This window comes from Mucilaginibacter lappiensis (assembly GCF_050433765.1).
Lineage (GTDB): Bacteria > Bacteroidota > Bacteroidia > Sphingobacteriales > Sphingobacteriaceae > Mucilaginibacter > Mucilaginibacter lappiensis_A.
Genome location: NZ_JBNPWP010000015.1, coordinates 58,888 through 84,316, shown reverse-complemented (window position 1 = coordinate 84,316; position 25,429 = coordinate 58,888). Strand labels below are relative to the sequence as shown.

Below are 25,429 nucleotides of genomic sequence, written 5' to 3'. Positions count from 1 at the left end.
CAAATCTTAAAAGAAAATATTTAATATTAAAAGAAAATATTTAACCCATTAGGAAATATTCTTAATTTCAGAAGCAGACGCTTAATTTTTCTTTTAGAACTATAAATTCCCTGCTCACCAGATATAATGATAAAACATACAGTGCTATTAGACTAATAGCACTGTATGTGAGTAATGTTTAGCCAATGATATGGTATTTACCAGAATTTTACATAAAGTGCGGTAAGCAGTAACAGCGTTACTATGATCAAAGCTAGGGTTGAAGGCTCAACTTTGAACATGCTTTTATCAAGCACAAATGCTTTAGGATTGATTTTTGGTCCGGCAAAGCTCACCAAAACTATGGCAATAACGGTGAACAGGAATGATAGGCCCATACAGATCAGGAAGGGTATTTCATAACCGCCATGCCCGTTAGGGAAGGCTGTATACAGCAATGTTTCGTTCCCAAATAACCTTGGTGCAAAATTGTTAAACAATACAGACATGGCAAAGCCGGTAATGATTCCGGTGATGGCTGCTGCTCCTGTTGTACGCTTCCAGAAAAATCCCAATATGAATATGGCAAATATCCCCGGACTGATGAACCCGGTGTACTTTTGAATAAAGGTGAACCCACCCTCACCACCTATGCCTAAAAGGTCTTTCCAGGTAAGTATAATGGAGAATACTAATGCAGCTAATATGGTAAGCTTGCCTACAATTACCATCTTTTTTTCGCTGGCATCCTTGCTGATGTGTTTTTTATAGATATCTAAAGTAAAAATAGTAGAGATGCTATTAGCCTTACCCGCAAGTGAAGCCACAATAGCAGCGGTAAGGGCGGCAACAGATAATCCTTTTAACCCGGTGGGCAAAAAGCCAAGTATAGCCGAGTAGGCGTTATCTGAATTGAAATGCCCGCCCGATGACATTTCTTGCTGTAAGCCGCCATTTTTGTATAATACATAAGCAGCAATACCAGGTAAAACCACAATGATCGGCATAGCCAGTTTCATCAGGCCTGCAAACAGGATCCCGGTGCGGGCCGTTTTTAAATCAGAACCCAAAGCTCTTTGAGTAATGTATTGGTTACAGCCCCAGTAGTTAAGGTTCACAATCCATTGGCCTGCAAAATACATAGCTATCCCCGGCAACGCCAGGTATTTGTTGATCTCAGATTGCGGAGCGCCTGGTTTTGGTTTTTCCATCATCATTTTAAAGTGATCCGGAGCGTCTTTAAACATGGCGTGCAAACCAGCCATAGCATCTTTACCCAGGCCAAAATGTTCACTCACCAAAGTAAGTGCTATATATGTAGTAGCCAAACCGCCTACAACCAATACCAATACCTGTATAACATCAGTAAAGCCAATAACCTTCATACCGCCCAGCGTAATGAACAAGGCAAAAATAGACAGCGCGATAATGATCTCGTGCAGGTAACCGCCACCTGCCAGGTTATTAATGGCCAGTGCCCCAAGGTAAAGTATAGAGGTAAGGTTTACAAAAACATAAAGAAACAGCCAGAAAATGGCCATCACAAAGCTCACCGTTTCGTTATACCGGGTATGCAGAAACTGCGGCATGGTAAAGATCTTGTTTTTAAGATACACGGGGATAAACCAAACCGCCACAATGATAAGCGCGATGGCCGCCACCCATTCATAGGCTGCAACTGCCAAACCAACAGCAAAGCCCTGTCCGCTGGTACCAATAAATTGTTCAGCAGAAATGTTAGAGGCGATAAGTGATGCACCAATTGCCCACCAGGTAAGCGAGCCTTCGGCAAGAAAGAAATCATGACTGCCCGATACGCTGGTCTTTTTTTTGCGGCTATGTATCCAATAGCCATAACCTGATACTACTATAAAGTAGATCACGAATATGACATAATCAATGGTTGAAAATTTGCTCATGTTTGGTTTAATTGATTAGTTTAATTTATTGTTAGCAAAACATACAACCGATTTCCCATCGCGGGTTGTTTGTTTGGGTGTTTATTTTGTCTTTATTACACGTTATATTTTGTCATCCTGAGCGCAGTGAAGCATCTATTCTCCAATATGCCCATGTCTTTTGTCCTTCATCCTTTGTCCTTCGTCCTTACTCCCTTGTCCTTTGTCCAACAAGGGCGTTCCCTGCGGACCGGGCTATCCGCTCATACTGCCCGGGCCTTAACCACAAGGCCGGTATCCGCTTCTATCCCTAACGCAAACCTTCAAAAGGCCCGTCTATTAAAGAACGTTGTCATTTCGAACGATAGTGAGAAATCTTATACGACTTTTCATACTATGCATGTCAGCTTAGCACATCGCATAAGATTTCTCTTTCGCCGCCCGCTTATTCCCCCCTTGCTCTATCGAAATGACATTTTTCTTTTATTAAAAAAAACGTGTACACACAGTAGCCTTTGGAGAGGGCTGGGGTAAGGCCTATTTATAAGCCGCATCATTCCAGCGTATCTCGTTACGGAACTGGTCAATACGGGTGTCTTTTCCTATGCGTAAAAACTCTATCCCCGCCATGTCCGCAAAATCCTGCAGATGCTCGGCAGTTAAATTTTGACTATAAGCGGTATGGTGTGCTCCACCCGCGTAAATCCACGCGGCGCAGCCGGTTTTCATATCGGGGTAAGGTTTCCATAATACCCTTGCTACCGGTAGCTTAGGCAGGTCGTGCTGTGGTTCAACAGCTTCAACCTCGTTAATTAATAAACGGAAGCGGTTACCCATATCAACAATAGACGCGTTAAGCGCCGGGCCGCCAGCCACATTAAATACCAGACGGGCAGGATCGGCTTTGCCGCCAATACCCAAAGGATGCACCTCAAGCGATGCTTTGCCATTAGCCAATGATGAATCCACCTCCAGCATGTGCGAGCCTAATACCAGCGCGTTGTTAGGATCAAAGTGATACGTATAATCTTCCATAAAAGCGTTACCGCCTTTTAAGCCAGCGCCCATTACTTTAAAAGCACGTACCAGGGCAGCCGTTTTCCAGTCGCCCTCGCCTGCAAAACCGTAGCCATCGGCCATTAATCGCTGCGAAGCAATTCCGGGCAGTTGAGCCATGCCATGCAGATCCTCAAACGTGTCTGAGAATCCTTTGAAACCGCCATCTTTCAAAAACTTACGCATACCAAGCTCAATCCGGGCTGCTTCATAAACTGATGAATGTTTTGCACCACCTTTTTTCAAGTCATCAGCCATGGTATAGGTAGTTTCGTATTCATCTACCAGTGCATTTATAGCATCATCGCTAACCGCGTTGATCACCGCAACCAGATCGCCAATGCCATAAGTGTTTACCGAGAAACCAAACTTCAATTCAGCTTCTACCTTGTCGCCATCGGTAACAGCTACAAAGCGCATGTTATCGCCAAAGCGGGCAAATTTGGCTCCCTGCCAGTCATACCAGCCTGCTGCAGCGCGTGTCCAGGTTTCTATTTGGTTCAAAACCTCGGGGTCCTGCCAATGGCCAACCACTACTTTACGGTTAATGCGCATACGTGACACTATAAAACCAAACTCACGGTCGCCATGAGCGCTTTGGGTCAGGTTCATGAAATCCATATCGATAGTGCTCCATGGAATATCACGGTTAAATTGGGTGTGCAGGTGCAGCATCGGTTTTTTAAGAATGCTTAAGCCCCGGATCCACATTTTGGCCGGCGAAAATGTATGCATCCAGGTAATAATGCCTATACAGTTTTCGGCTACGTTAGCCTGTTGCAGGGTGGTGTATATCTCGTCGGTACTTTTAACAACAGGTTTGTAAACTACACGCACCGGGATTTGCCCTGCGCCATCAAGTCCTGCTGCTATTTGCTGCGAATGTTCAGCTACCAGCTTTAATGTTTCTTCTCCGTACAGATCCTGGCTCCCGGTAATGAACCAAACTTCAAATGTTTTAAGGTCGATCATTATAAATTATTATTGATTTAGTGATTAGTTTTTAATTTATGGACGACAGCCGTAACAGGGCCGCACCGTGTGTATTGATACTTTGCTGATATTTTGTTTTGTATGTACCGATGTTTTGCTTTTTCCACAGGTCCCTTACGGTTATTTTACCTTTTAAGCCTATTGAAGTAAAATCGATAGCTACATTTTTCGGATTATCGCTGATATTGAAGAGCGCTACATAAATATCTTTGCTGCCCTGAACATGCGAGTACCACGCCATAGCACCGTCCTTTTTATATAGCTGACGAGGGTTTTCACCCTTTTGATTGGTGGCAAGTACTTCGTCATTGGTAAATAGCCTTAGTTCCAGCTCCCGGTTTTCGGGCAGGTTGCCGCCCAGCATCAGGGGCGAGCGATAGATACTCCAGAAGGTCATGTGGGTATACAATTCATCTTCGGTAAAGCGGCTGTAGCGTTCCACACCAACCGGACCGCGTTTTGATAGCTTGCCAATCTGGATCATATCACAATCGGGCCAGTGACCGGGGCCGCCTACGCCTTCCCAGCTTTTGGCATAATCAAACATGTGGAGTACTTCTTTCCAGTTATCCCAAAAATCATCGGCCATGCGCCACATATTGGCGTATTGAGTAGCATGGGCTGCCTGGCTAAGCGGTGTTTCGCCTGGCGAAAGACTAAACGCCACCGGCCTGCCGCACTGATCAATGGCTTTTTTGTAGCCTTCAACCTCGGCAGCGCTGTACGGGCGGGAAAGGTCATCTACCTTAATAAAATCAACACCCCAGGAAGCATAAAGCTCCAATAGTGAGTTCAGGTATTCCTGTGCGCCCGGTTTTTTCATATCCAGCCCATACATGTGGTTCATCCACGGGCATTTGGAGTTGGTATCAGCAACCATATCGGCAGTAATGCCGTTGGTGCCTTTTATGGGCGACTTTGCCCACACCGCCTGCCTCGGGATACCGCGCATTACATGGATGCCAAATTTTAATCCCTGAGCATGAATGTAATCACCAAGTGGTTTAAAGCCGTTACCACCAAATGCTGATGGGAATTTATTGGGCTGAGGCGTTAACCTGCCCCATTTGTCCATGGTGAGCCAGGGTAAGTATGAGCCATCCTGTAATCGTAACTGAAAAGGGTTGCCGATGTTGCTGCCCGGCGGATTATCGTACGACCATAAAAAATCAACTACGATGTATTGCCAGCCAAAGGGTTTTAAATATTTGGCCATGTAGTCGGTGTTGGCCTTAACCTCATCTTCATGTACAGCCGAGCCAAAACAGTTATAACTGTTCCAGCCCATAGGCGGGGTTTCGGCTACAGCAGTGGTTTGGGCTGACGCCTTAATGCTAAAAACGATGGCGGCGGTAAATAATATCAGATAACGTAATTTCATATGATCAGATGTTAATTATTGACCGTAATAAGAATCGGGCCCGTGTTTGCGTTCATAATGTTTTTTAATGAGCGAATCCTTTAGCCTCGGCGCGCTGTTATTGATCTGTTCGGTGAGGTAAGCCATTTGGGCGACAGCCTCTAAAACAGCGCTGTTGTATACGGCTTTTTCGGCGGTTTTGCCCCAGGAAAAGGGGGCGTGGTTACCCACTAAAACCATCTCAACCTCACGATAATCTATCCCCTTATCCTTAAAACAATCCATGATCTGATAACCAGTTTGATACTCATAATCGCCCGATATCATTTTATCGTCCATCGGTGGGGCGCAAGGGATATCGGTGGTTAAGTGATCGGCATGGGTGGTACCAAAAATGGGAATGCTACGTTGCGATTGCGCCCAGGCGGTAGCATAGGTAGAGTGTGTATGCACAATACCATTAATATGCTCCCAGCATTTATAAAGCACCGCGTGGGTTAATGTATCTGACGATGGGCGCAGATCACCTTCAATGGTTTTCCCGTTAAAATCTACGATCACCATTTTTTCGGGTGTTAACTCATCATAGGGTACGCCACTTGGTTTAATAGCAAAAACACCCAGCTCTCGGTCGGCCGCGCTTACGTTGCCAAAGGTGAACAGCACCAATCCAAGTTTTGGCAACTGCATGTTAGCCTCATAGGCGGTTTGTTTTATATGTTGATACTTGCTCATTGCATTAAATATTTTGAAGTTCGGCCGTGGCCTTTACTACTTGCCCGGCTACAAATTCGCCCAGGTTTTTATATTGATTATACCGTTTATTGTAAACTTCTTTAAGATTGATGTTTGGATAATATTCCTGATCAAACCCGCGGCCCATAGCGGCCATAGCCTCTTCAACCGTAGGATAAATGCCTGCTACCACGGCGGCAAACATGGCTGCTCCTAAAGCGCAGGTATGTTTAAACTGGTGAATGCGGATAGGCATACCCAAAACATCGGCCATCATTTGCATTACAAAGGGTGATTTTTTAGCTACCCCACCAATACCTATAATGCCTTTTACCGGGATGCCCTCGCTTATAAAGCGGTCAACAATACTTTTGGCCCCAAAGCACGTAGCCTCGGCCAAAGCACGGAAAACCCGTGGGGCATCGCTGCCTAAACTAAGGCCGGTTATAGCACCCTTAAGCTCCTGGTTGGCATCAGGTGTGCGGCGGCCGTTAAACCAGTCGACAGCCAGTTCATTAGCTTCATCAATAGGGAGCAGGGCTGCCTGCCTGCTTAGTTCAGGGATAATGAGGTCTGATAGCTCAGCTTTTAAAGCTTTGGCTGTAGCCGCGTCAATTACCTTTGATTGTGATAGTAAGTTATTTACAGGCCACGAAACAATGTTTTTGAACCAGGCATAGGTATCGCCGAATGCCGATTGCCCGGCCTCTAAACCAACCATGCCGGGAATAACCGAGCCGTTTACCTGTCCGCAAATACCACGAACCAGCTTGCCCTCCATACCTGCGGTAGGCGCAACCAAAATATCGCAGGTTGAAGTGCCCATTACTTTGCTTAAATGGTAAGGCTCAATTTGCCCGCCCACAGCGCCCATGTGCGCATCAAAAGCACCGGTACCTACTACCACATCGGCAGGCAGGCCCAAACGCTGCGCCCATTCGACACTTATTGTGCCCGCGGCTTCATCGGCAGTATAGGTATCTGTGTATAGTTTGTGAGTAAAACCTTTTAATAGAGGGTCAAGGGAAGAAAAGAAATCATCGGGTGGTAAACCATCAAACTCCTCGGCCCAAAGGGCTTTGTGCCCGGCGGAGCAGCGCCCGCGTTTCATGGCGGTAATGTCATTACCACCGGTTAACAGGAAAGGTACCCAATCGCAATGTTCCACCCATGATGCAGCCGCGGCTCTCACCGCTTCATCAGCCCGCAAAACATGCAGCAGCTTGGCCCAAAACCACTCCGATGAATATATGCCACCTACATATTGAAGGTAATTGATATCAAACAAAGCGGCATGCGCATTGATCTCGGCGGCTTCTTTAACTGAGGTATGGTCTTTCCAAAGCACAAACATGGCGTCGGGGTTGTTTTCAAAGCCAGGTGTTAATGCCAGCGGGGTACCGGTACGGTCAACCGCTACGGGGGTTGAGCCTGTAGTATCAACCGATAGCCCCTTAACAGCCGCCGCAACATCAGCGCCGGCCTGGGCAATACAATCCTTAATGGTGGCCTCAAGCCCATCTATATAATCCTGCGGGTGCTGCCTGAATTGGTTTGCGGCCGGTTCACAAAATAAACCGTCGCGCCAGCGTGGATATTCATACACCGACGAGGCTATTTCTTCACCGTTTAAAGCGTTAACAATAACGGAGCGCACAGAATCTGATCCGTAGTCTACCCCAATCACAAATTGGTCCTTGCTCATAAAAGTTTATAATGATTGTCAAAAGAACACTTATTTTTTTATAAAAAACAATTTTTTATGAAAAATATTTCAAAAAAGAAAAAGACGTGCTATAAAAGGTGGAAATTACAGGGTATCCGGATTAGGGATAAAGTTCATGAAAGCCTGGAATTTGGCATAGTAATTTTGCATATTAAGTTGATAATAATACGCGCCGCGTTTTGAGCCGGCCTTGTCTTTGTCAGCCAGTTTAATGAGCAAACCGGTGGCCAATACCCTTTTACTAAAATTACGTTTATCAATAGTGGTATTAAAAACGCACTCGTACAGGGTTTGTAACTGGGGGATAGTAAATTTTGTTGGTAAAAGTTCAAATAGGATAGGGTGCATGGCCGCTTTATAACGGATACGTTTGCGTGCCTGCTCCAGCATTTCCTGCTGGTCAAATATCAGTTTTGGTGTGCGTTTAAGCTGGAACCACTCGGCATGATAATCTGAACTGATCTGTGTTTCATACTTTTGAATATCGATCAATGCAAAATAAGCTACAGAAACCGTGCGCTCCATAGGGTCGCGCTGGGGATCGCCAAAAGTGTATAGTTGCTCCAGATAAACACCCTCAAGACCGGTTAGCTGTTTAAGGATACGGTTGGCAGCCTGATCAAGACTTTCATCATTCTGTACAAAGCCACCCATCAGGCTCCAGTTCCCTTTTTCGGGTTGGAAACCCCTCTTGATCAGTAATAGCTTTAAAACTTCCCCGTCAAATCCAAAAATTATGCAATCAACAGCCAATAATAGCCTGGTCTGTTTAGAGTATTTGAGCATTTTATTTAATAAAAATTTTGGTACAAAAGCAAATATAAAACAACAATTGATGTAAGTATAAATAAAAGAAATATCAAAAAAAAAATAAAAAGGGGTATTCAGGCTAAATTGGGCTCATTAATGGTGTTGAAATGACAAGTAAAGAGCCAGTTGCAATATAATTGTTTTTAAAACAATTATTAACACAAACTTTAACTTTTCTTCTTTTTTGATGATTTTGCCACTTTATTAAACTGCAGGGAAAGGTTTATCCAATGGTCAAAGTCTTTAGTTGTTTGCAGATTTTCTATATCTACATATACAAAATCCTTCATTACCCTGCCGCCATGTACCATTTGCCGGCAATTGTCCTTTTCCAATTCTATAGCCGACTGTTCGCTGCCAATGCGGCATAAGAGGCCCTGATCGCGCAGGCAGATACACATTTTATCATTAACCATAAAACACATTCCCTGAAACATTTTTACTTCTTCAACCATCGGTTGTTCGCTCAGTGCCTCACGTACCCGGTTAGCTAATAATTCATCGTATGCCATAGTGGTATTAAATCTCTTTTATTAAAAATATGTCATTTCGACGAACTGGGTGGCCTTGAGCGTTGTGTGAGGAGAAATCTTGTATGATTTGGCCCGTCTGTTAATCGCTTGTATAAGATTTTTCGCTATCGCTCAAGAGATAGTTTCTCCTCGCCCCCTATGCTAATCCCTTCCTGGCTCGTCGAAATGACATGGTTTTTGATTGATTTTGTATTCAATTACTAAACACGTTCACTAATATAAAATTTATTCACACAAGTTTTTCCAGGTCCTTTTGTATCCGGGTTTTTTCGGTAGTGGTTTTAGCCAGTTTCAGCGCGGTTTGCAAATGCCGGATAGCTGTTTGCTGATCAACACCGGTGTACAAATGTCCTAATAATACATGGTATAAGTGATTGCCGTTAAGCTGCAGTTTTTCGGCTTCGGCAATGGCTTCTTGTTTCCCCCTGGCTTTGTAAAGGGAATAAGTGCGGTTAAGTGCGGCAATGGGCGAGTAAGCAATTTGCAGCAAACGGTTATATAACTGCAATATACTTTCCCACTTTTTAATGGAATCGGTTTTAATGGTGTGCCAATAAGCGATGGCTGCCTCCAGGTGATATTTATTTACCTTTCCTTTTGATGCCAGGTTGAGGTAGTGGTTCCCTCTTGATATCAGCTCATCGTTCCACAAATTGGTATCCTGTTCATCATAACGTATCATTTCGCCGTTATCATCTGTACGTGCGTCAAAGCGCGAGGCATGGAAACACATCAGCGCGATGAGGGCATTGGCATCGGGTAGGTTGGTGCTCTCGTTTTCAACAAGTAAATAGGTAAGGCGCATGGCTTCCAAACACAGGTCCTTACGCAGGGTGGTATCCTTATTGCATGAATAATACCCCTCATTAAATAACAGGTACAGGGTTGTTAAAACTGCTTGTATCCTGGTGCCGATCTCGGCTTCAGGCGGAAACTCGATCTTTACCTGCTGCTCTCGTAATTTTTCTTTGGCGCGGAATAAACGCTTGTTGATGGTTTCTTTATTGGATAAAAAGGCATCCGCAATTTCATCTATCCCAAATCCGCAAAGTATGCGGAGTGCCAGGCCAATCTGGGCTTCGGGGGTTAGGATAGGCTGGCAAATGGCAAACATCAGTTGCAATTGGCTATCCCTGATATGTGCATCAGACAGGTCGATCACCATTTCTTCCCAACCGTCATGATCAGCTTGCAAGGTGGGCGAAATCTTTTGTTCAAATAATTTATTGCGTCGTAAATAATCCTTAGCCCTGTTACGGGCAACGGTATGCAGCCATGCTACCGGGTTTTCGGGCAATCCTTTAAGTCCCCAGGTTTCGGCTGCGATTAAAAAGGTATCGCTGGCAATATCCTCCGCAACTTCGGGGTGCTCAAAACCAAAATGCCGGTACAGTACCGATGTTATTTTATGGTATTCGGTACGAAATAAATGCGGCAGCAGTTCATTATTGTTCATTGTGGTTAATAAATGCCCCCCTTATTTGAAGGGGGCTAAATTATTTACATTTCCATAGGTATAATATTGCGTACTTCAACATTGCCGCCAATGCGCAGTATAGGGCAGCCCTTTGATATTTCTGACGCCTCATTTATGGAGGCCGCGCGAATAATAATATAACCACCAATGGCTTCCTTGATCTCAACATAAGGGCCATTGGTAATAACGCCACCGGGTTTTACTACCTGGCCATCCGGATCAAGGCGGTTGCCGGGACTAACTAACTTGTTTTGCGCGGCAATACTGCCCATCCAGTCTTGCCAGTCTTTCATCATGGCTTGCAATTGCTCAGGCGAAGGCTGTGCTTCGCCGGGAGTAAAGTTTCTTCTGAAGATCAATAGAAATTCGTTCATGTTGTTTAAATTTTAGTGATTAAAACGGTATGACGATCATACTTTATGAAATTGGACAGACCGCGGTAATTTTAATTGATTGGAACTATTGATAGCCCAATATACAGTATTTTAAAAGCTGGCGGTAAATTATAATTTGAAAAACTTAACCCATAAAAGTGCAGCATTTTATAAAAGCCGATAGCTAAACATTTAAAAACTTTAAAGCGGCCGAAGGGTATTTTTAAGTTGCAGGGTTTTGTTACTTATTTAATGGTTTTTAATGGATTATTGTTAAATTTGTTCGAAAGCAATCCCAAAGCTGACAGTTTGCCTATTAACTGCGTTGTTGACAATCCGGCGGAAACAAGAGTTTGTTCAAACTAAAATAATGAAGTTATACCTGTTAAACCTATAAGCAGGTTGTCATTATGCATCACTGAATCGATAATAAAATTAGGGTTTGTGGGTGCAGGCATTCTTATCTTTGGCTTTTTACATAGATAGCTTTTATTTATTTTTATCTAAATCTACAAACAACCAAAACTACAGGCAATAAATAATCAGTTGTTGCTCATTAAGAACACAGAATAGCCTTAGAAATGCTTTTTTTTAATTATTAAGCATTGATTTGAAACAAATTCGCAATTTTAATATCTAAAGAGTATGGAAGGCCACAAAATAATACAAGCAGTTACCGATTTATTTAAAGGGGCTGATGAACGCGATTGGCAAAAGGTGCGAAACGTAATGACTGACAGCGTTTTGCTGGATTATCAATCAATGACAGGAATAGAGCCTGGTATGCAAACACCAGCGCAAATAACAGATGCCTGGGAATCTTTTTTACCCGGCTTTGATAAAACCGATCACCAGCTGTCGGAGTTTAGGGTAAAGATCCACGGGAATGAAGCCGATGTAGACTATATAGGCAAAGCCGATCATTTTATAGGGGATGAGGTTTGGACAATTTCAGGAAATTATCAAACCAAATTGGTGAAGCAAAACGATACCTGGTTAATTACCTACCTCAGGTTGAATTACGATAGACAAAGCGGTAACACCGCGCTGCCACAACAGGCTAAAGCCAGGCTGAGCAAGCTGCAATCTTAATGTAAAAGATTATGGTGATAGCCGCACATAGCTTGTCGGCATTTTATGCGGTTATTTGAATTTCATAGCTTTGATCATGCAACCAACCGAAACACTTCAGGAATTTTACGAAGGGCATCCTGACATGAAGATGGTGCCTGTAGGAGGCAACAATCAGAATGCCGGGCATTTTAACGTGTATCCCCGTGGCGAAATTTGCCATAACGTAACCAGCTATCATCGTCGCGATTTTTATAAGATATCGCTTAGTATTGGTGGCGGTACATTGTACTATGCCGATAAGGGGATCACTTTTGATAGATGCGCGCTTGTTTTTTCGAATCCTAATATTCCATACTCATGGGAAGCCGCCCCGGTGAAACAAACAGGCTACTTTTGCCTGTTTACTGAAGATTTTATCAGCAGTAATAACCGTAATGAAAGTTTTATCGACTCGCCATTGTTTAAAGTAGGGGGCAGCCCGGTTTATTTTGTGAATGATGAACAGGTGAAAACCATCAGCGATTTGTTTTGCAAAATGCTTGACGAGATTGACTCTGATTATATATATAAGTATGATCTGCTGCGTAATTATGTTAACCTTATTGTACATGAGGCCCTTAAATTAAAACCGGCAGATAGCTTTTTTAAACACGGTAATGCATCATCGCGCATAGCGACTTTATTTATGGAGTTGCTGGAGCGCCAGTTCCCCATCGATTCACCAAACTATGCGCTGAAACTGAAAACCGCTGCTGATTATGCCAGCCGCTTATCGGTTCACGTTAATCATCTTAACCGCGCTGTAAAAGAAATTACGGGTAAAACCACCAGTATGCACATTGCCGAACGTGTAGCAAAAGAGGCAAAGGCCCTGCTCAGGTACACCGACTGGAACATTGCTGATATTGCCTATAGCCTGGGTTTTGAATATCCTGCCTATTTTAATAATTTTTTTAAAAAGCAAACCGCGCTTAATCCTAAAGCCTTTCGGGCTTAATTGTTTGAATTTTATAATTTTCGGTTTGATAAGTATAATCGCCCCGGGCTTTAGCGGCTATATATTTGTATAAAAAAACAAAAACCTATGGAATACAGAAATTTAGGAAACACCGGCGAAAAGCTATCGGCCATTGGCCTGGGCTGCATGGGAATGAGCTTTGCTTATGGCCCGGTTGATAATGAAGAATCAATAGCCACCCTTAACCTGGCGCTTGATCTGGGTATTAACTTTTGGGATACTGCCGATATGTATGCCAATGGTAAAAATGAAGAGCTGATAGCAAAAGTGCTCAAAACCAATCGCGATAAAGTATTTATTGCTACCAAGTTTGGTTTTAGGGTACATGACGAAAATGCTCCTTATATGGGCAGTGGTACATCAAATGTTTACTTTGACGGATCACCGGCTCATATTAAAAATGCTGTTGAAAAAAGCCTGAAACGCTTAGGCATTGATACTATTGACCTTTACTATGCACACCGTATTGATCCTAACGTACCGGTTGAGGATATGGTTGGCGCCATGGCCGAATTGGTAAAGGAAGGTAAGGTGCGTTATCTTGGTTTGTCAGAAGCTTCGGCTGCAAGTATCCGCAAGGCACACGCGGTTCATCCAATTGCTGCCCTTCAAAGTGAGTACTCATTACTAACCCGCGATGTAGAGGGTGAAATACTGCCTGTTCTGCGCGAGCTGAACATTTCATTGGTACCTTATAGCCCGCTGGCGCGTGGTTTAGTAACCAACACCGTAAGTAAGGATGCACTTGCTGCCGATGATTTCCGCAGAATGTTGCCCCGTTTTAGTGATGATAATTGGGACAACAACCAAAAATTAGCAGATGCCTTTGCCTGTATAGCACAGCAAAAAAATATAACTCCGGCGCAGTTGGCTTTAGCCTGGGTACTGGCACAAGGTGATGATATTATACCTATACCAGGTACCAAGAAACGCAAATACCTGCAGGAAAACGCCGGGGCGGCTGATGTAAAGTTATCAGCAGCCGATCTGCAGGATATCAGCGCTCTTTTATTAAAATATCCCGATACCGGTAACCGGTACAATGACGCCTCATTGAAAATGACCAACTTGTAATGAAAGCTATATATTTTGAACAAACAGGGGATGCCCAAAGTGTATTATCAGTAAAACAATTTGATAAACCAACACCAAAAGCAAACCAGGTAATTGTAAAACTGCTGGGTAGCACCATAAACCCGGCAGATTTTTTCTTCATCAGCGGTACCTATCGTTTTAAACCCGAGTTTCCGCAAATTGCCGGGCTGGAAGGTGCCGGTATTATTGAGAGGGTTGGCGAAGGCGTTGATCTGCCGGTTGGCACATTGGTTTCTTTTTTTAGCAAAAACACCTGGGCCGAATATGCCGCTATACCCAAAGATGATGTGATGGTATTGCCACCTGATTTCCCGGTAGAAAAAGCAAGCCAGTTTTCGCTGAACCCGATGACCGCGTGGGGACTGCTGGAGCGCGCTGATGTTAAAGCAGGCGACTGGCTATTTCTAACAGCTGGTAACTCGGTGGTTTCAAAACTTATTATACAATTAGCAAGGTTGCGTAATATCAATGTAATAGCGGCCGTAAGGCATGAGCAAAGTACAGCAACATTAACCGCTTATGGTGCTCAGGTCATCAATGTTACCCAGCATGACCTGATAGAAAGCGTACAGCAAATAACCAACGGCGTGGGCGTTAATGTAGCACTGGATGCTGTGGGCGGCGAAACCGGTACCAGTGTAATAAAATGCCTGCAAGCCAATGGCAAGCTGATCATTTATAGCCGGTTAAGTCCAAACCCTATGCAGCTTTATAATTCAGATGTGGTTTATAAAAATATATCAATAAGCGGTTTTGGCCTCCGGAGTTATTTGCAAAGTAAAACAGAGGAGCAGAGAGCTGAGATCATTCAATCGCTTATAAAAATTATTGGCGATCCCGGATTTAAGATGGAAGTTGCTGCAAGCTATGCACTTGATGAATATAAGGAGGCTACAAAAACAGCGGCCGAAAGTAAAAAGGGGGGCAAAGTTCTATTCAAATTTTAAAACGGGGCATGAATAAGCAACTTGTAGTAAATAAACTTTATATACTGCCGGCGGGCTACGGAATACTCAGGGAGTTTTTCTTTAATACCGATCTGGGCGCTGAAAATCCACAGATGGTACATTCGCCGCTTTGTATTTATTTATTGGATACCAGCGATGGCCCAATTCTGATCGATACAGGTTTTGCAGAAGTTTGCCTGAACAACCCAAACTACTATGACGGCAGCCCGCTGGAAGGGTTGTTATATCCATACATGAATAATGAGCATCGCATACCCGATCTGCTTGAAAGTGCCGGTTACAAACCGGAAGATATTAAACTGGTAATTTCAACCCATTTTCATAGCGATCATTCCGGTGGGCATAAATATTTCAAGGGAACTCCCATCCTGGTGCAGCAAAGTGAGCTAACGGTTTTGGATGATGAAACCTACTCACCTGCCGAATGCCGCTTAAAAGAACTCAACTACCAGGTAATTGATGGCGATTACCAGCTTTGCGATAATATTAAACTCATCTATACACCCGGACACTCGCCCGGGCATCAATCTGTATTGATCAATACGGTAAACTCTGGTTATGTATTGCTTTGCATTGATGCCGCGCTAACAGAGGGCATCTTTAAAAACAACGTACCTTATTTTGCCCCCGACGCTGAATTGGCTACTGCATCCTTGAATAAAATAAAAGCTATTGCCAACCAATACAACGCGCTGGCAATTTTTGGGCACGATGAACGGCAGGCTAAAAGCCTTAAAATTTACCCTGAATTTTATTAAAACCCTATTAAATATTGTCTGTCGCGATATGGTAATGATCTGTCGTGAAATGATGATCGTTTGCTGATGTTGCCGGCGTAAGTTTGAAGCATCAAATAATAGCCAAATTATGCGTTTAAACAGATAGAGACGCAAACAGCCCGCAAAGGTGATTATCGCCCCTGAGTCAGTAAAATTTTGTCATTAATAAGTAACAAAATGCTAAAAATATTATCAAAATTAAGTTAGTAAATAATTATCCACTAATTTAGTTTCATGCCTTTTGTACGAATAAGTTTGTTAAAAACATTGCCATCAGATGCGAAGGACAAAATATCAAAAGCGGTCCATCAATCCTTAATGACGGAGTTTAATGTCCCCCTGGATGATTACTTTCATGTTATTGAAGAACTGGATACCGTGCAGCTTTATTATCCTGAAAACTATTTAGGAATAGCGCACACCGGTAATATGGTTTATGTACAAATAACGGCAGGCTCGGGTCGTAGTTATGAGCAAAAGGAAAAGTTATATGCTTCTATTGCCAGTAAGATAGCCGCCGAAACTCCGGTTTTAATTAATGATGTGATCATTATCCTGGTTGAGAACGGCGGTAAGGAAAATTGGTCGTTTGGTGCGGGTAAAATTCAAAACCTGAGTCATATTAAGGTTGAAAAATAAGTTTTAGTGGATTTAAATATTGCTTGCAATATTATTTAACTGTTTGGTTTTACACAATTTTATAATGACTGTAATCTTGTAACGAACAGGTAGATACATCAGGATCGTCCTGAATTAAATAACTACTATTAAAGATCAAAAACAATGACTGCTAAAGTACAAATTTTACCAAGAGTCGCCATTCGTAGTATTGGCGGAGGCTTACTGATGATGGCCCTTTTTACCATGATGTGGACAGAGATAGCGCAGGGTGGCTTACAAAAGCATGATCATCATATTGTATTAATTATGTTTTCTACGTTCAGCTTGCTGTTTGTGGTGTATGGCATTGCCATATTTCTGGCTGCTAACAGGTTCCCAAAGTTTACCAGTGAAAGTGATGTGGCCGAGGGGAAGAATATGACTAAACGGTTCGGGATTATTTTTGGCATTGAAGGGACCGCTATACCGGTGGTTTCGGTTATACTGGTGCTCATTGGGCTTCCACAATATACTTTGTCTGCTATTGCTTTAATAATTGGATTGCATTTTTATCCTATGGCAAAAGTATTTGACAGGAAAGTTGATTACTACGTAGCCACCTGGACCTGCCTTGTGGCCATAGGCAGCATTTTTATGACAGCAGGCAAAAATTATTCGCAAACATTTACACTAACTATTTTGGGTATTGGGGTAGCGTTAGCCACCAGCACTTATGGGTTTTATATGCTGTTTACAGGGTATAACTATATTAAAAAACAATAGCAGGAATCGGGTTTTGGGCTGGCTAAGCCTTTTTTAAAATTACATCTATGAAAAATCATCATTATCAAACAAACGTCACCTGGACTGGTAACACAGGCGAGGGAACAAAAGACTACCGGGGGTATGAACGAAGTCACGACATTAATGTTGAGGGTAAGCATTCTATTTTAGGTTCATCAGACCCAAACTTTCGCGGCGACAAATCAAGGTACAGCCCTGAGGATCTGTTAGTAGCATCAGTTTCCTCATGCCATATGCTGTGGTACCTGCACCTTTGCACTACAGCCGGCATTGTAGTAACAGCCTATGAAGATACAGCCGAAGGCGTAATGCTGGAGAATAATAACGGCAGTGGTTGTTTTACACTGATCTTGTTAAGTCCGGTTATTACCATCAGCGATGAATCCCTGATTGACAAGGCCAATGAGTTGCACAAAGAGGCCAATAAAATGTGTTTTATTGCCAACTCCTGTAATTTTCCTATACTGCACGAAGCAAAATATAAAATTGCTGCTATCTGAAAATACCAGCGTAAAAAAATATTTATGAGCCCTCTGAAAGATAAGGTTGAAGCGTTTAATCAGCTTATTACGAATGATGAAACGGTGAAAGCGATGGAATTATATTACAGCGATGATGTGGAACTTCAGGAAAATGAGACCACGCCCCGCGCAGGAAAACAGGTATGTATCATTCGCGAAAAGGCTGCTTTAGCAAAATTCGACCTGGTAGTTGAAATAACAAAACAAGCTATTGATGATGTGAATCAGGTTGTTTTTAGTGAGTATTTGATGGTTATCACCAATAAAGAGGATAAAAAAGTTACACACAGGCAGGAAATATCTGTGCAGCAATGGGAAAACGGCTTAGTAAAAAAAGAAAAGTTTTATTATAACCAAGCCCCATTATTATAACCAACAGCTAACAAAAAGAGACGCATGTAAAGCGTCCCTTTTTGTTAAAAATATGCAGATCAGGATCAGTTACCCCAAAACTGATCTTCCTTTGCTTCGTCGGCAGTGAATATCTCGGCTTTAATGATCTTGCCATTATCAACGGTGTACACATCTATATTATCCACATCCAAAATGCCACCGGCCGGTTGTGACGCGTTCCAGTGTAGCAGGCAGGCTATGCGGTTGCCATTAACGCTGATAGTTTTAATATCAGTAAGTTTTAAAGTATTGGCAGACAGCTCAAACATTTTACCCACCATTTGAAATACCTCGGCACTTGAACGTTTTAAGCCCGATACCCTGTTGTTGCCTGGCTGTACCCACTCCATATCAGGGTGCAGCAGTGTGCTCAGTTGTTCAAGATCGCCTACTTGTACCGCGTTTAAAAATTCTGCTACTACTTGTTTTGCTTCGTTTTTCATGTTGTTTGTATTTGATTGATTATTAATTGTGTTAATTGTTTGTGCATGGCCATAACTTGTAATGGCAAGCATGCAGATGATAGCGCCGAGTTTCATTGATTTTTTTCCTTTCATTTAATACTCCAAAGGTCGCTTGGAAATGGAGGTCATAGATTACCTTTGCGCGACATTCGCTTACCATATCGCGCCAATTTTTTATAAAGCAATGGAGTACCCTTACCTTTAGTGCAGCAATAAATGAATGATGGAAGATCAGCTTAAGAAATTGATAATGGGTTTACTGGCCTATGCCGCGCAACGCGATCTATCGCCCGAAACCCTGTGCCGCCTGTCGAATATTACGATTGCAGAATTGCAGACGGATACCCGGCCCCTCACTCAAAAACAGGTGAGCGACCTGTGGCTTAACGCTATCCATTTAAGTAAGGATAAGCTGTTTGGTCTGCATTTTGGCGAATCATTGCAACTATCAGCACTGGGTATTGTTGGCGAGATCATTAAAAGCAGCGAAACGGTGGGCAGCGCTTTAACCATCGCGGCATCATTAACCCATTTAATAACTACAGCATTTAAGCTGGAAGTAACACGGCAGGATGATACCTTTTCGGTGGAATTTATTCCCGCTATGCCCGATTGGCAAAATTCGGTACCGGCTATACAAACGCTTGATTTGCTGATGGTTTTTGTAGTACATGAATTGGATGGCCTGATGCTGAAAAAGATAAGTCCGCTAACGGTCAGCTACGCCCGGCAGATTGATGATGATGTTGAATATGAACGTGTAATGCGCTGCAAACCGGTGATGAACTCAGCCGGTAATAGCATCATGTTCGATAAGAAATACTGGGATGAGCCAATCATCACCGCGAATTACGAGCTGCAAAATATACTGCTTCAAAAGGTGACACCAGCAAAAGCCGCTATAAGCGAAAATCAAACGCTCAAAACCCGCATCTATAATTATTTGCTTGTAAACTCTTATTTGGGTATTGTGTCGTTAGAGGATATCGCGTCGAACTTTAACGTAAGTGCCCGCACGCTGCAGCGCAAATTAAAAGAAGAAGGTATCAACTTTCAGCAACTGGCCGATGAGGCGCGGAAATCATTAGCCATTAATTATTTAAAGGCAGGCTCATACCCGGTTAAAGAAATATCATACATACTGGGCTACAATGAGCTAAGCGCTTTTACCCGCACCTTTAAACGGTGGACAGGCATTACCCCGGCTATTTATCAGAAGAATTATAATTGAGTTTTGCTGATTCTCTTTTTCTTGACTCTAAAAGTCTTGTATCTCTCGCAGTTTGCTTCGGGTGAAATCAGGCAGAACTTGGTGGCCTGTGTGGCTGCAGGGGCATAGCAAATATTTGCTGAAGGAGGGATACGAGCGAACGCAGTAGGGCAACTTTTTGCAGCCCGTGGTTCTGCCTGATTTGCAGGGACAAAGGCCATGTGCGGCAAAGAAGCCTAAAAGAAAAAAAGCATTTTTTTTACTTTTGTTGCGACAAAAGTAAAAAGCCTCCCGGCATAGGGACAACAACGTTCAATACATTAAACAACTCACATAAACCCAAACAATAAACAACACCTGCAGCGGCATACGGAACCATAAATATCGAGGGCCGCTGCCATCATAAGTCCCTTTTTCCATATTGAGGTGTTTTATGGCGGCATTAATATTGGCCGGGGTAAGCACTTTGAAAAATATGATGAGCAGCCAGGCGGTAATTGTTCTTGTGGCGGGTATAAGCAAGCCTGCGGCCGAAGCAATCTCCAGCACACCGGTAATGTAAATGATTTCTTTTTTGAAGGGAATAAATGAGGGTAACATCATAGCCATTCCCCTGGTATAAATAAAATGACCGATGGAAGTAAAGACCATCATAACAGCCATGGCTATTTGTGCCGATAGCCTGATATTATACATATCTGTTATTGCAGTAACTACTATGCTAATGCCAAAAGCGATAAACAATACAATTAACGGTTTCATGTTTATATTTTTTCTTCAAATTTCCGCATACCGCGAAAAGCAAACAATGAACCCAAGTTAAGTAATTCGCCGGCGGATGCGGCTCAGGCCTTGTGGGGTAATGCCAATGTATGATGCGATGTATTTTAAAGGGATCTGCCTGATGAGGTGCGGCTGCTCGGTAAATAAATTCAGGTAACGCTGTTCGGCCGTATCATTTAATAATGATAGCTCACGTTTGGATTTTTTCAGAAAGATATCTTCGCCTGCAAGGCGGCCAATGGTATTGCCAATTTCAGTTTCGGCGTATATTTCCTGCAGGTTTTGGTGGGTTAAGCTCCAGAGTGTAGTATCAGTAAGTGTTTGAATTTGGTAGGTAGAGGGCGCACGGGTTAAAAACGAATCATAGGCGCTCACAAAACTGTTCTCAAAAGTAAAGGCAAAGGTGAGGTCATTGTCGTCTTTGGGAATATAGTAGCGCACAATCCCAGTTTCCATGAACGACAGATAATTTTCAATTTGCCCGGTTTTTAAAATAACTGTTTTTTTGGGGATCACATGTTGGGTAAGCTTTGATGAAAATATGTGCCAGTCTTTATCACTAAGTGAGGCCATGCACTCTAAATATTCCCGTATTTGTTTCATAAAGGTGAAGATAAGCACTAAGGCTTATCTTCCAATAGGCAAACCAAAATCACTATTAAATTACTGATCTTACTAATAATACTAAGCGCTTATTGGTTGCCTGATCTTTTCCATGTTGCGGGCTATTTCAATATCCGGGCTTCTATATTTGTACTCCGGGATACTGGCCAGTGATGAAGCATGTACCTGCAAACCCAAACCATAAAACTGTTGAAAGCTCATGATGAGCGGTCGCCATTTATCAGGATCAACCCGGTTGGGGTCATTATGCATCATGATCGATTCTTCCAGGTATACCTGTACTATTTTTAATTCCATGGTTACTATTCGGCCGCGTTGTTGTTCGTTATCTTCACTAATAGGGTGTATAGCAACAACATGCGCTTCCAACTGCACGGGGCACTCCATAACCCGTGGAGCCGTTACCTTTTGCGATGGCACCGGGGTAAAGCCGGCAATGCCAAATTTATCAGGTTCATAGTAGTAACCCCGACTTTGTTTTACTTCGGGTACGGGGTTTACGCCGGTTTTAAGTGCCAGTTTGTTAACAGCCTGTACCTCATTAACCGATGGCAGGTTTAAAACACACTGGCCTGTACGTTTAAGGTTTTGCACCGTTTTTGAAGTGGTGGCCATACCAATGATGCAACGCCAACCGAGCCAAAAAGCCGATGACATAGGAGCTAAATTATAGGAGCCATCTTCATTCATGGTACTGATCAACACCACCGGCGTGCCGAAATAAAGGATGGCGGGTTCGCTTACTTTGTGCATTTTGTTATAATTTTTGATAGATATTAAACAATTAAAAGCAATGCTATTTGCTTATTCAAAATTGCTCAATAATGCACCACTGTAAAACCCGGAACTTGCTGAGTTTTATCATCAATAGATAATCCAGAGATACTTAATGATGTATCTGTTTGCTATCCGCGGGAGCTTCGGCCCTGTCAAACATGCCATAATCCCTTACTACGTTGGCTATTCTTAAATGGTAATCTTTAAACACATACGCGCGACCTTTTGACTGGGCGTCACGATGAATCTCCAGGTTGCGCCATTGCTTCACTGCTTCCTCATCGCGCCAAAAGGATAACGACAATATCTTCCCAGGATCGGTAAGACTTTGAAACCTTTCGATAGAAATAAAACCGTCAATGGTTACCAGTGCGGGTTTAAGGTAGGCGGCTATATCCAAATATTCCTGCTTTTTGCCTTCCTGGGGCATCACTTCAAAAATTACAGCTATCATCTTTATATATTTTGGTTATGAACTTAACAGTTCAAAGTTACGTGTGTTTAACTGATGATACTTCGGGTTAGCGTGAAGTGTAGGTAGTCGGAAGAAATTTAGGAGATTAAAAAGCTGGTAAAGCGCGTTTCATCTGTTAAACTTGCCCAGTTACAAAAGCGGAGTTTATTTTTCTTCTTTAACAAATTCCAGGGGTGTTAAATCGGCTATTTGTTCCCAGCCCATATGCCCTTCAAATAACAAACCACTCGAAGGGCTAAAATTTCCCTGGCTATCTAAGCTTACATTGCTATTCATTAAGTTTACCAATGTAATTTGCCCCAGCGGGATCTTTGCCCCCTTGGGGCGATGGATCTGGTTACCACTGTTTATAAACGCGAATGATTCTTTTTCTTTTGTATATAATACAAACAGGGCGTCCTTGTAGGTCAGGTTCTTGAAGTTTTTATCAGTTACGGTTAATAATGAATCAAACAAAACAGGGTGTTCGTCAAAAACAATAGGTTTTTCCCCGTCATACTTAACGCCTGGCGGTGGTTTATTAATGATTTTAAATACTTCAAATCCGGAGGTGTAAAGTTTATTATTATAAATTGATTTCAAAAAGTGGGTTATGGAACCATTATAAGCGGTTTGGCGATTCCTGTTCCAAAGGTCTGCCTCTTTAGCCGATCCTGGAACCATGTCCTTAAATGAGGGATAGCCCTGGTACCCTAAAATGTTGTTGATATTATCATGTTTAAAATCAGTAAGCAGGTATTTGATCTGGTATCCAAGGGCATTATTTTGGATAATCAAAAACTCATCGGCACTTGCAGTTAATATTTTCGACTGCTTATCATAGTGGAAATAAAGTACTTTGGGGTTTAATATTTTGCAATTTTTGGCATTGGGTGTTGTACCTAAAAATTGCTTTTCAAATTCCTCAAAATGGTCTTTCCAATTTGTTTCGGCCCTTATAACAACCTCACTTAATACATTGGTATTGATTTTTAAAACCAGGTTGATCTCAACCGCTTCGCCTTTTACAATAACAGGAACCGATTGTGGAATGAACCCTATCATGCTTACTACCAGACCGTAAGAACCCGGCGAAATTTTATCTAAATGGAATTTACCGTTGTTATCGCAGGCGGTTATAGCCTTTGTGCCGGTCAAAAAAACGGTTGCTCCCGGCAGTGGTCCTTTATCGTCTTTTATAATACCGTAAATGGAATAGTTTTCCTGGGCATGAAGCTAACCCTCCAATACATATAAATATAAATAGGAGCAAGTAGTTTTTACCCGCCCTGATATAGTTATAGTTGTTTAATAAATTAAACCACATAATAATCCCAGTTTATAGTTAGGGGAAATTACCGATTTATTTTTATTAAATAGTTTAAAATTACAGTTGAGCCTAATCATTCATCCCGTACTTAGTGTACGGTTTTCAGCGCCCTTTTTTAACACTGTCAAATTTGATCTAAAACGCATTATTTTTGATGATTTTTAACAAAAAACGTTCAAAATGATGTATTTACATCTAAAAACAGATGAAATTAAACACTGCCTTACTTAGTGTATTAATCACTCATCGTAATTTGAAAACCATGCCATCCATTTCCTCACTGATATGGATCTGGCATGCCAGGCGGCTATCGGGCCCGACATTGGGCAGAGTGTCCAGCATGTCGAGCTCATTGTCGGTTGCGATAAAAAAATGTTCCGGACCTTCCAGTACCTGAACATGGCAGGTGGCACAGAGGGCCATGCCGCCGCAGGTGGCCAGCACATCATATTCAGAAGCTTTTAAAACTTCCATCAGGCTAAGATTAATGCCCTCGGGTATTTCAACCGGGGCGCGGTGACCCTCCCTGTCTTCAATAAGTAAGTTGATCATGGTTAAAACTCGGTTACGCCGTAAACGGTGGTGTATTTGAAACTTAGCTTTTGTTCGGGGTAAACATATTTAAACGCGCTCTGGGCCATCAGGGCAGCTTCGTGGAAACCGCATAATATCAGCTTTAATTTCCCCGGATAGGTGTTGATATCGCCTATGGCATAAATGCGTTCCACACTGGTGCTGTAGTCGCGGGTGTTTACTACAATGGCCGAGAAGTCGATGTTCAGTCCCCAATTGGCAATAGGGCCAAGTTTTGGGCTAAGCCCAAACAGCGGGATCAAATGATCGGCAGCTATATGACTCGCCTCGTTATTGCGGTCAAGCAGGGTTATTTCCTGCAAATGGCCATCGCCGGTTAAAGCAACCACGTTCGATTTCAGGATCAGATCTATCTTGCCTTCGCGGGCCAGTTCAAAAACTTTTTCGGCAGAATCCGGCACGCCCCTGAAGGTATCGCCCCGGTGCACCAGCGTAACGCGTTCGGCAACATTGGCTAAAAATATAGCCCAGTCAAGCGCCGAATCTCCACCACCGGCCAGTACCACTTTGCGGTCGCGGAACATTTCGGGGTTTTTAACCATGTAAGCCACGCCCTTGCCTTCAAATTCCAGCAAACGGTCAATCTCCGGCTTACGGGGTTCAAAGCAACCCAGTCCGCCGGCTATAACAACCACCTGGCAGTGTACGGTAGTGCCGTCATTGGTTTGTATAAAGTAAGAGCCGTCATCATTTTTTGTCAATGTTTCTACCCGCTCGCCCAAACTAAAAGTAGGGTGGAAGGGTGCACCCTGTTCCATCAGCCTGTCCACAAGCTGCTGAGCGGTTATATCAGGATAACCGGGGATATCATAAATAGGTTTGTGCGGGTAAATTTCAGAAAGCTGACCGCCAACCTGTGGTAATACATCAATTAAATGGCAGCGCATTTTTAGTAAGCCTGCTTCAAAAACGGCAAATAAACCCACCGGGCCTGCGCCTATAATGCAAATATCGGTACTAATATGTTCCATAAAATCGCTTTTTAGTAAGCGCTCAAATG

Annotated in this window: 27 protein-coding genes; 10 read left to right on the top strand and 17 right to left on the bottom strand. The window is 42.9% G+C overall.

Going from position 1 to position 25,429, the window contains the following annotated elements; translation table 11 throughout:
• Positions 1–197: 197 nt before the first annotated feature.
• The 9 genes from M2273_RS29555 to M2273_RS29515 all read right to left on the bottom strand — a co-directional run bounded on the left by M2273_RS29555 (position 198) and on the right by M2273_RS29515 (position 10,941).
• Positions 198–1,898, bottom strand: coding sequence for a sodium:solute symporter family transporter (locus tag M2273_RS29555; protein WP_429401795.1), 1,701 nt, complete (start codon positions 1,896–1,898; stop codon positions 198–200).
• Between the two features lie 516 nt (positions 1,899–2,414).
• Positions 2,415–3,905, bottom strand: a complete 1,491-nt coding sequence (gene araA / locus M2273_RS29550; protein ID WP_429401793.1) for an L-arabinose isomerase — start codon at positions 3,903–3,905, stop codon at positions 2,415–2,417.
• Between the two features lie 31 nt (positions 3,906–3,936).
• The gene (locus tag M2273_RS29545; protein WP_429401791.1) at positions 3,937–5,307 is read right to left on the bottom strand and encodes a glycoside hydrolase family 27 protein; all 1,371 of its coding nucleotides are present in this window, start codon (positions 5,305–5,307) and stop codon (positions 3,937–3,939) included.
• A 15-nt stretch (positions 5,308–5,322) separates the two neighbouring features.
• Positions 5,323–6,021: an L-ribulose-5-phosphate 4-epimerase gene (locus M2273_RS29540; RefSeq protein WP_429401789.1), complete on the bottom strand. Its 699-nt coding sequence runs from the start codon at positions 6,019–6,021 to the stop codon at positions 5,323–5,325.
• 4 nt (positions 6,022–6,025) lie between these two features.
• Positions 6,026–7,726 carry a ribulokinase gene (locus M2273_RS29535; RefSeq protein WP_429401787.1) on the bottom strand — a complete coding sequence of 567 codons (1,701 nt, stop codon included), beginning with the start codon at positions 7,724–7,726 and terminating at the stop codon, positions 6,026–6,028.
• A 105-nt stretch (positions 7,727–7,831) separates the two neighbouring features.
• Positions 7,832–8,533 carry an NUDIX hydrolase gene (locus M2273_RS29530; RefSeq protein WP_429401785.1) on the bottom strand — a complete coding sequence of 234 codons (702 nt, stop codon included), beginning with the start codon at positions 8,531–8,533 and terminating at the stop codon, positions 7,832–7,834.
• A 191-nt stretch (positions 8,534–8,724) separates the two neighbouring features.
• On the bottom strand, positions 8,725–9,069 hold the full coding sequence (locus M2273_RS29525) for a TfoX/Sxy family protein (RefSeq protein WP_429401783.1): 345 nt from the start codon (positions 9,067–9,069) through the stop codon (positions 8,725–8,727).
• 250 nt (positions 9,070–9,319) lie between these two features.
• Complete coding sequence (locus M2273_RS29520; RefSeq protein WP_429401781.1) at positions 9,320–10,546, bottom strand: RNA polymerase sigma factor; 1,227 nt, start codon at positions 10,544–10,546, stop codon at positions 9,320–9,322.
• A gap of 44 nt (positions 10,547–10,590) precedes the next feature.
• Positions 10,591–10,941, bottom strand: coding sequence for a YciI family protein (locus tag M2273_RS29515; RefSeq protein ID WP_429401779.1), 351 nt, complete (start codon positions 10,939–10,941; stop codon positions 10,591–10,593).
• Between the two features lie 645 nt (positions 10,942–11,586).
• Between M2273_RS29515 and M2273_RS29510 the strand changes: the two genes are divergently transcribed.
• The 9 genes from M2273_RS29510 to M2273_RS29470 all read left to right on the top strand — a co-directional run bounded on the left by M2273_RS29510 (position 11,587) and on the right by M2273_RS29470 (position 18,172).
• Positions 11,587–12,033, top strand: a complete 447-nt coding sequence (locus M2273_RS29510) for a nuclear transport factor 2 family protein (RefSeq protein ID WP_429401778.1) — start codon at positions 11,587–11,589, stop codon at positions 12,031–12,033.
• Positions 12,034–12,109: 76 nt separating this feature from the next.
• Entirely contained in the window at positions 12,110–13,012 is a 903-nt protein-coding gene (locus M2273_RS29505) for a helix-turn-helix domain-containing protein (RefSeq protein WP_429401776.1), read from the top strand.
• An 87-nt stretch (positions 13,013–13,099) separates the two neighbouring features.
• A complete protein-coding gene (locus tag M2273_RS29500) occupies positions 13,100–14,107 on the top strand; it encodes an aldo/keto reductase (RefSeq protein WP_429401774.1) in 1,008 nt (335 codons plus the stop codon).
• Positions 14,107–15,075 (top strand): zinc-dependent alcohol dehydrogenase family protein, encoded by a 969-nt coding sequence (locus M2273_RS29495; protein WP_429401772.1) that lies wholly within the window; start codon positions 14,107–14,109, stop codon positions 15,073–15,075. The genes M2273_RS29500 and M2273_RS29495 overlap by 1 nt, the downstream gene beginning before the upstream one ends.
• 8 nt (positions 15,076–15,083) lie before the next feature.
• Complete coding sequence (locus M2273_RS29490) at positions 15,084–15,854, top strand: N-acyl homoserine lactonase family protein (RefSeq protein ID WP_429401770.1); 771 nt, start codon at positions 15,084–15,086, stop codon at positions 15,852–15,854.
• A 255-nt stretch (positions 15,855–16,109) separates the two neighbouring features.
• On the top strand, positions 16,110–16,514 hold the full coding sequence (locus M2273_RS29485; RefSeq protein WP_429401768.1) for a tautomerase family protein: 405 nt from the start codon (positions 16,110–16,112) through the stop codon (positions 16,512–16,514).
• A gap of 144 nt (positions 16,515–16,658) precedes the next feature.
• On the top strand, positions 16,659–17,258 hold the full coding sequence (locus M2273_RS29480) for a hypothetical protein (RefSeq protein ID WP_429401766.1): 600 nt from the start codon (positions 16,659–16,661) through the stop codon (positions 17,256–17,258).
• 47 nt (positions 17,259–17,305) lie between these two features.
• Positions 17,306–17,779: an OsmC family protein gene (locus M2273_RS29475; protein ID WP_429401764.1), complete on the top strand. Its 474-nt coding sequence runs from the start codon at positions 17,306–17,308 to the stop codon at positions 17,777–17,779.
• Between the two features lie 24 nt (positions 17,780–17,803).
• On the top strand, positions 17,804–18,172 hold the full coding sequence (locus M2273_RS29470) for a hypothetical protein (protein WP_429401762.1): 369 nt from the start codon (positions 17,804–17,806) through the stop codon (positions 18,170–18,172).
• Positions 18,173–18,237: 65 nt separating this feature from the next.
• Here M2273_RS29470 and M2273_RS29465 read toward each other — a convergent pair whose 3' ends face one another.
• Positions 18,238–18,636, bottom strand: a complete 399-nt coding sequence (locus tag M2273_RS29465; RefSeq protein WP_429401761.1) for a nuclear transport factor 2 family protein — start codon at positions 18,634–18,636, stop codon at positions 18,238–18,240.
• Between the two features lie 241 nt (positions 18,637–18,877).
• Here M2273_RS29465 and M2273_RS29460 point away from each other — a divergent pair, with 241 nt between their 5' ends.
• Complete coding sequence (locus M2273_RS29460; protein WP_429401759.1) at positions 18,878–19,888, top strand: AraC family transcriptional regulator; 1,011 nt, start codon at positions 18,878–18,880, stop codon at positions 19,886–19,888.
• 291 nt (positions 19,889–20,179) lie between these two features.
• Here the strand turns inward: M2273_RS29460 and M2273_RS29455 are convergent, their stop codons facing one another.
• From M2273_RS29455 to M2273_RS29425, 7 genes are all read right to left on the bottom strand, one after another.
• Entirely contained in the window at positions 20,180–20,629 is a 450-nt protein-coding gene (locus M2273_RS29455) for a DoxX family protein (protein ID WP_429401757.1), read from the bottom strand.
• A 57-nt stretch (positions 20,630–20,686) separates the two neighbouring features.
• On the bottom strand, positions 20,687–21,253 hold the full coding sequence (locus M2273_RS29450) for a Crp/Fnr family transcriptional regulator (protein ID WP_429401755.1): 567 nt from the start codon (positions 21,251–21,253) through the stop codon (positions 20,687–20,689).
• A gap of 81 nt (positions 21,254–21,334) precedes the next feature.
• Entirely contained in the window at positions 21,335–22,027 is a 693-nt protein-coding gene (locus M2273_RS29445) for a flavin reductase family protein (protein WP_429401754.1), read from the bottom strand.
• A gap of 133 nt (positions 22,028–22,160) precedes the next feature.
• Positions 22,161–22,505 carry an antibiotic biosynthesis monooxygenase family protein gene (locus M2273_RS29440; protein ID WP_429401753.1) on the bottom strand — a complete coding sequence of 115 codons (345 nt, stop codon included), beginning with the start codon at positions 22,503–22,505 and terminating at the stop codon, positions 22,161–22,163.
• Between the two features lie 165 nt (positions 22,506–22,670).
• A complete protein-coding gene (locus tag M2273_RS29435; RefSeq protein ID WP_429401844.1) occupies positions 22,671–23,708 on the bottom strand; it encodes a carboxypeptidase-like regulatory domain-containing protein in 1,038 nt (345 codons plus the stop codon).
• Positions 23,709–24,078: 370 nt separating this feature from the next.
• Positions 24,079–24,387: a 2Fe-2S iron-sulfur cluster-binding protein gene (locus tag M2273_RS29430; protein ID WP_429401752.1), complete on the bottom strand. Its 309-nt coding sequence runs from the start codon at positions 24,385–24,387 to the stop codon at positions 24,079–24,081.
• 2 nt (positions 24,388–24,389) lie between these two features.
• Positions 24,390–25,400 (bottom strand): NAD(P)/FAD-dependent oxidoreductase, encoded by a 1,011-nt coding sequence (locus M2273_RS29425; RefSeq protein ID WP_429401750.1) that lies wholly within the window; start codon positions 25,398–25,400, stop codon positions 24,390–24,392.
• Between the last annotated feature and the right edge of the window lie 29 nt (positions 25,401–25,429).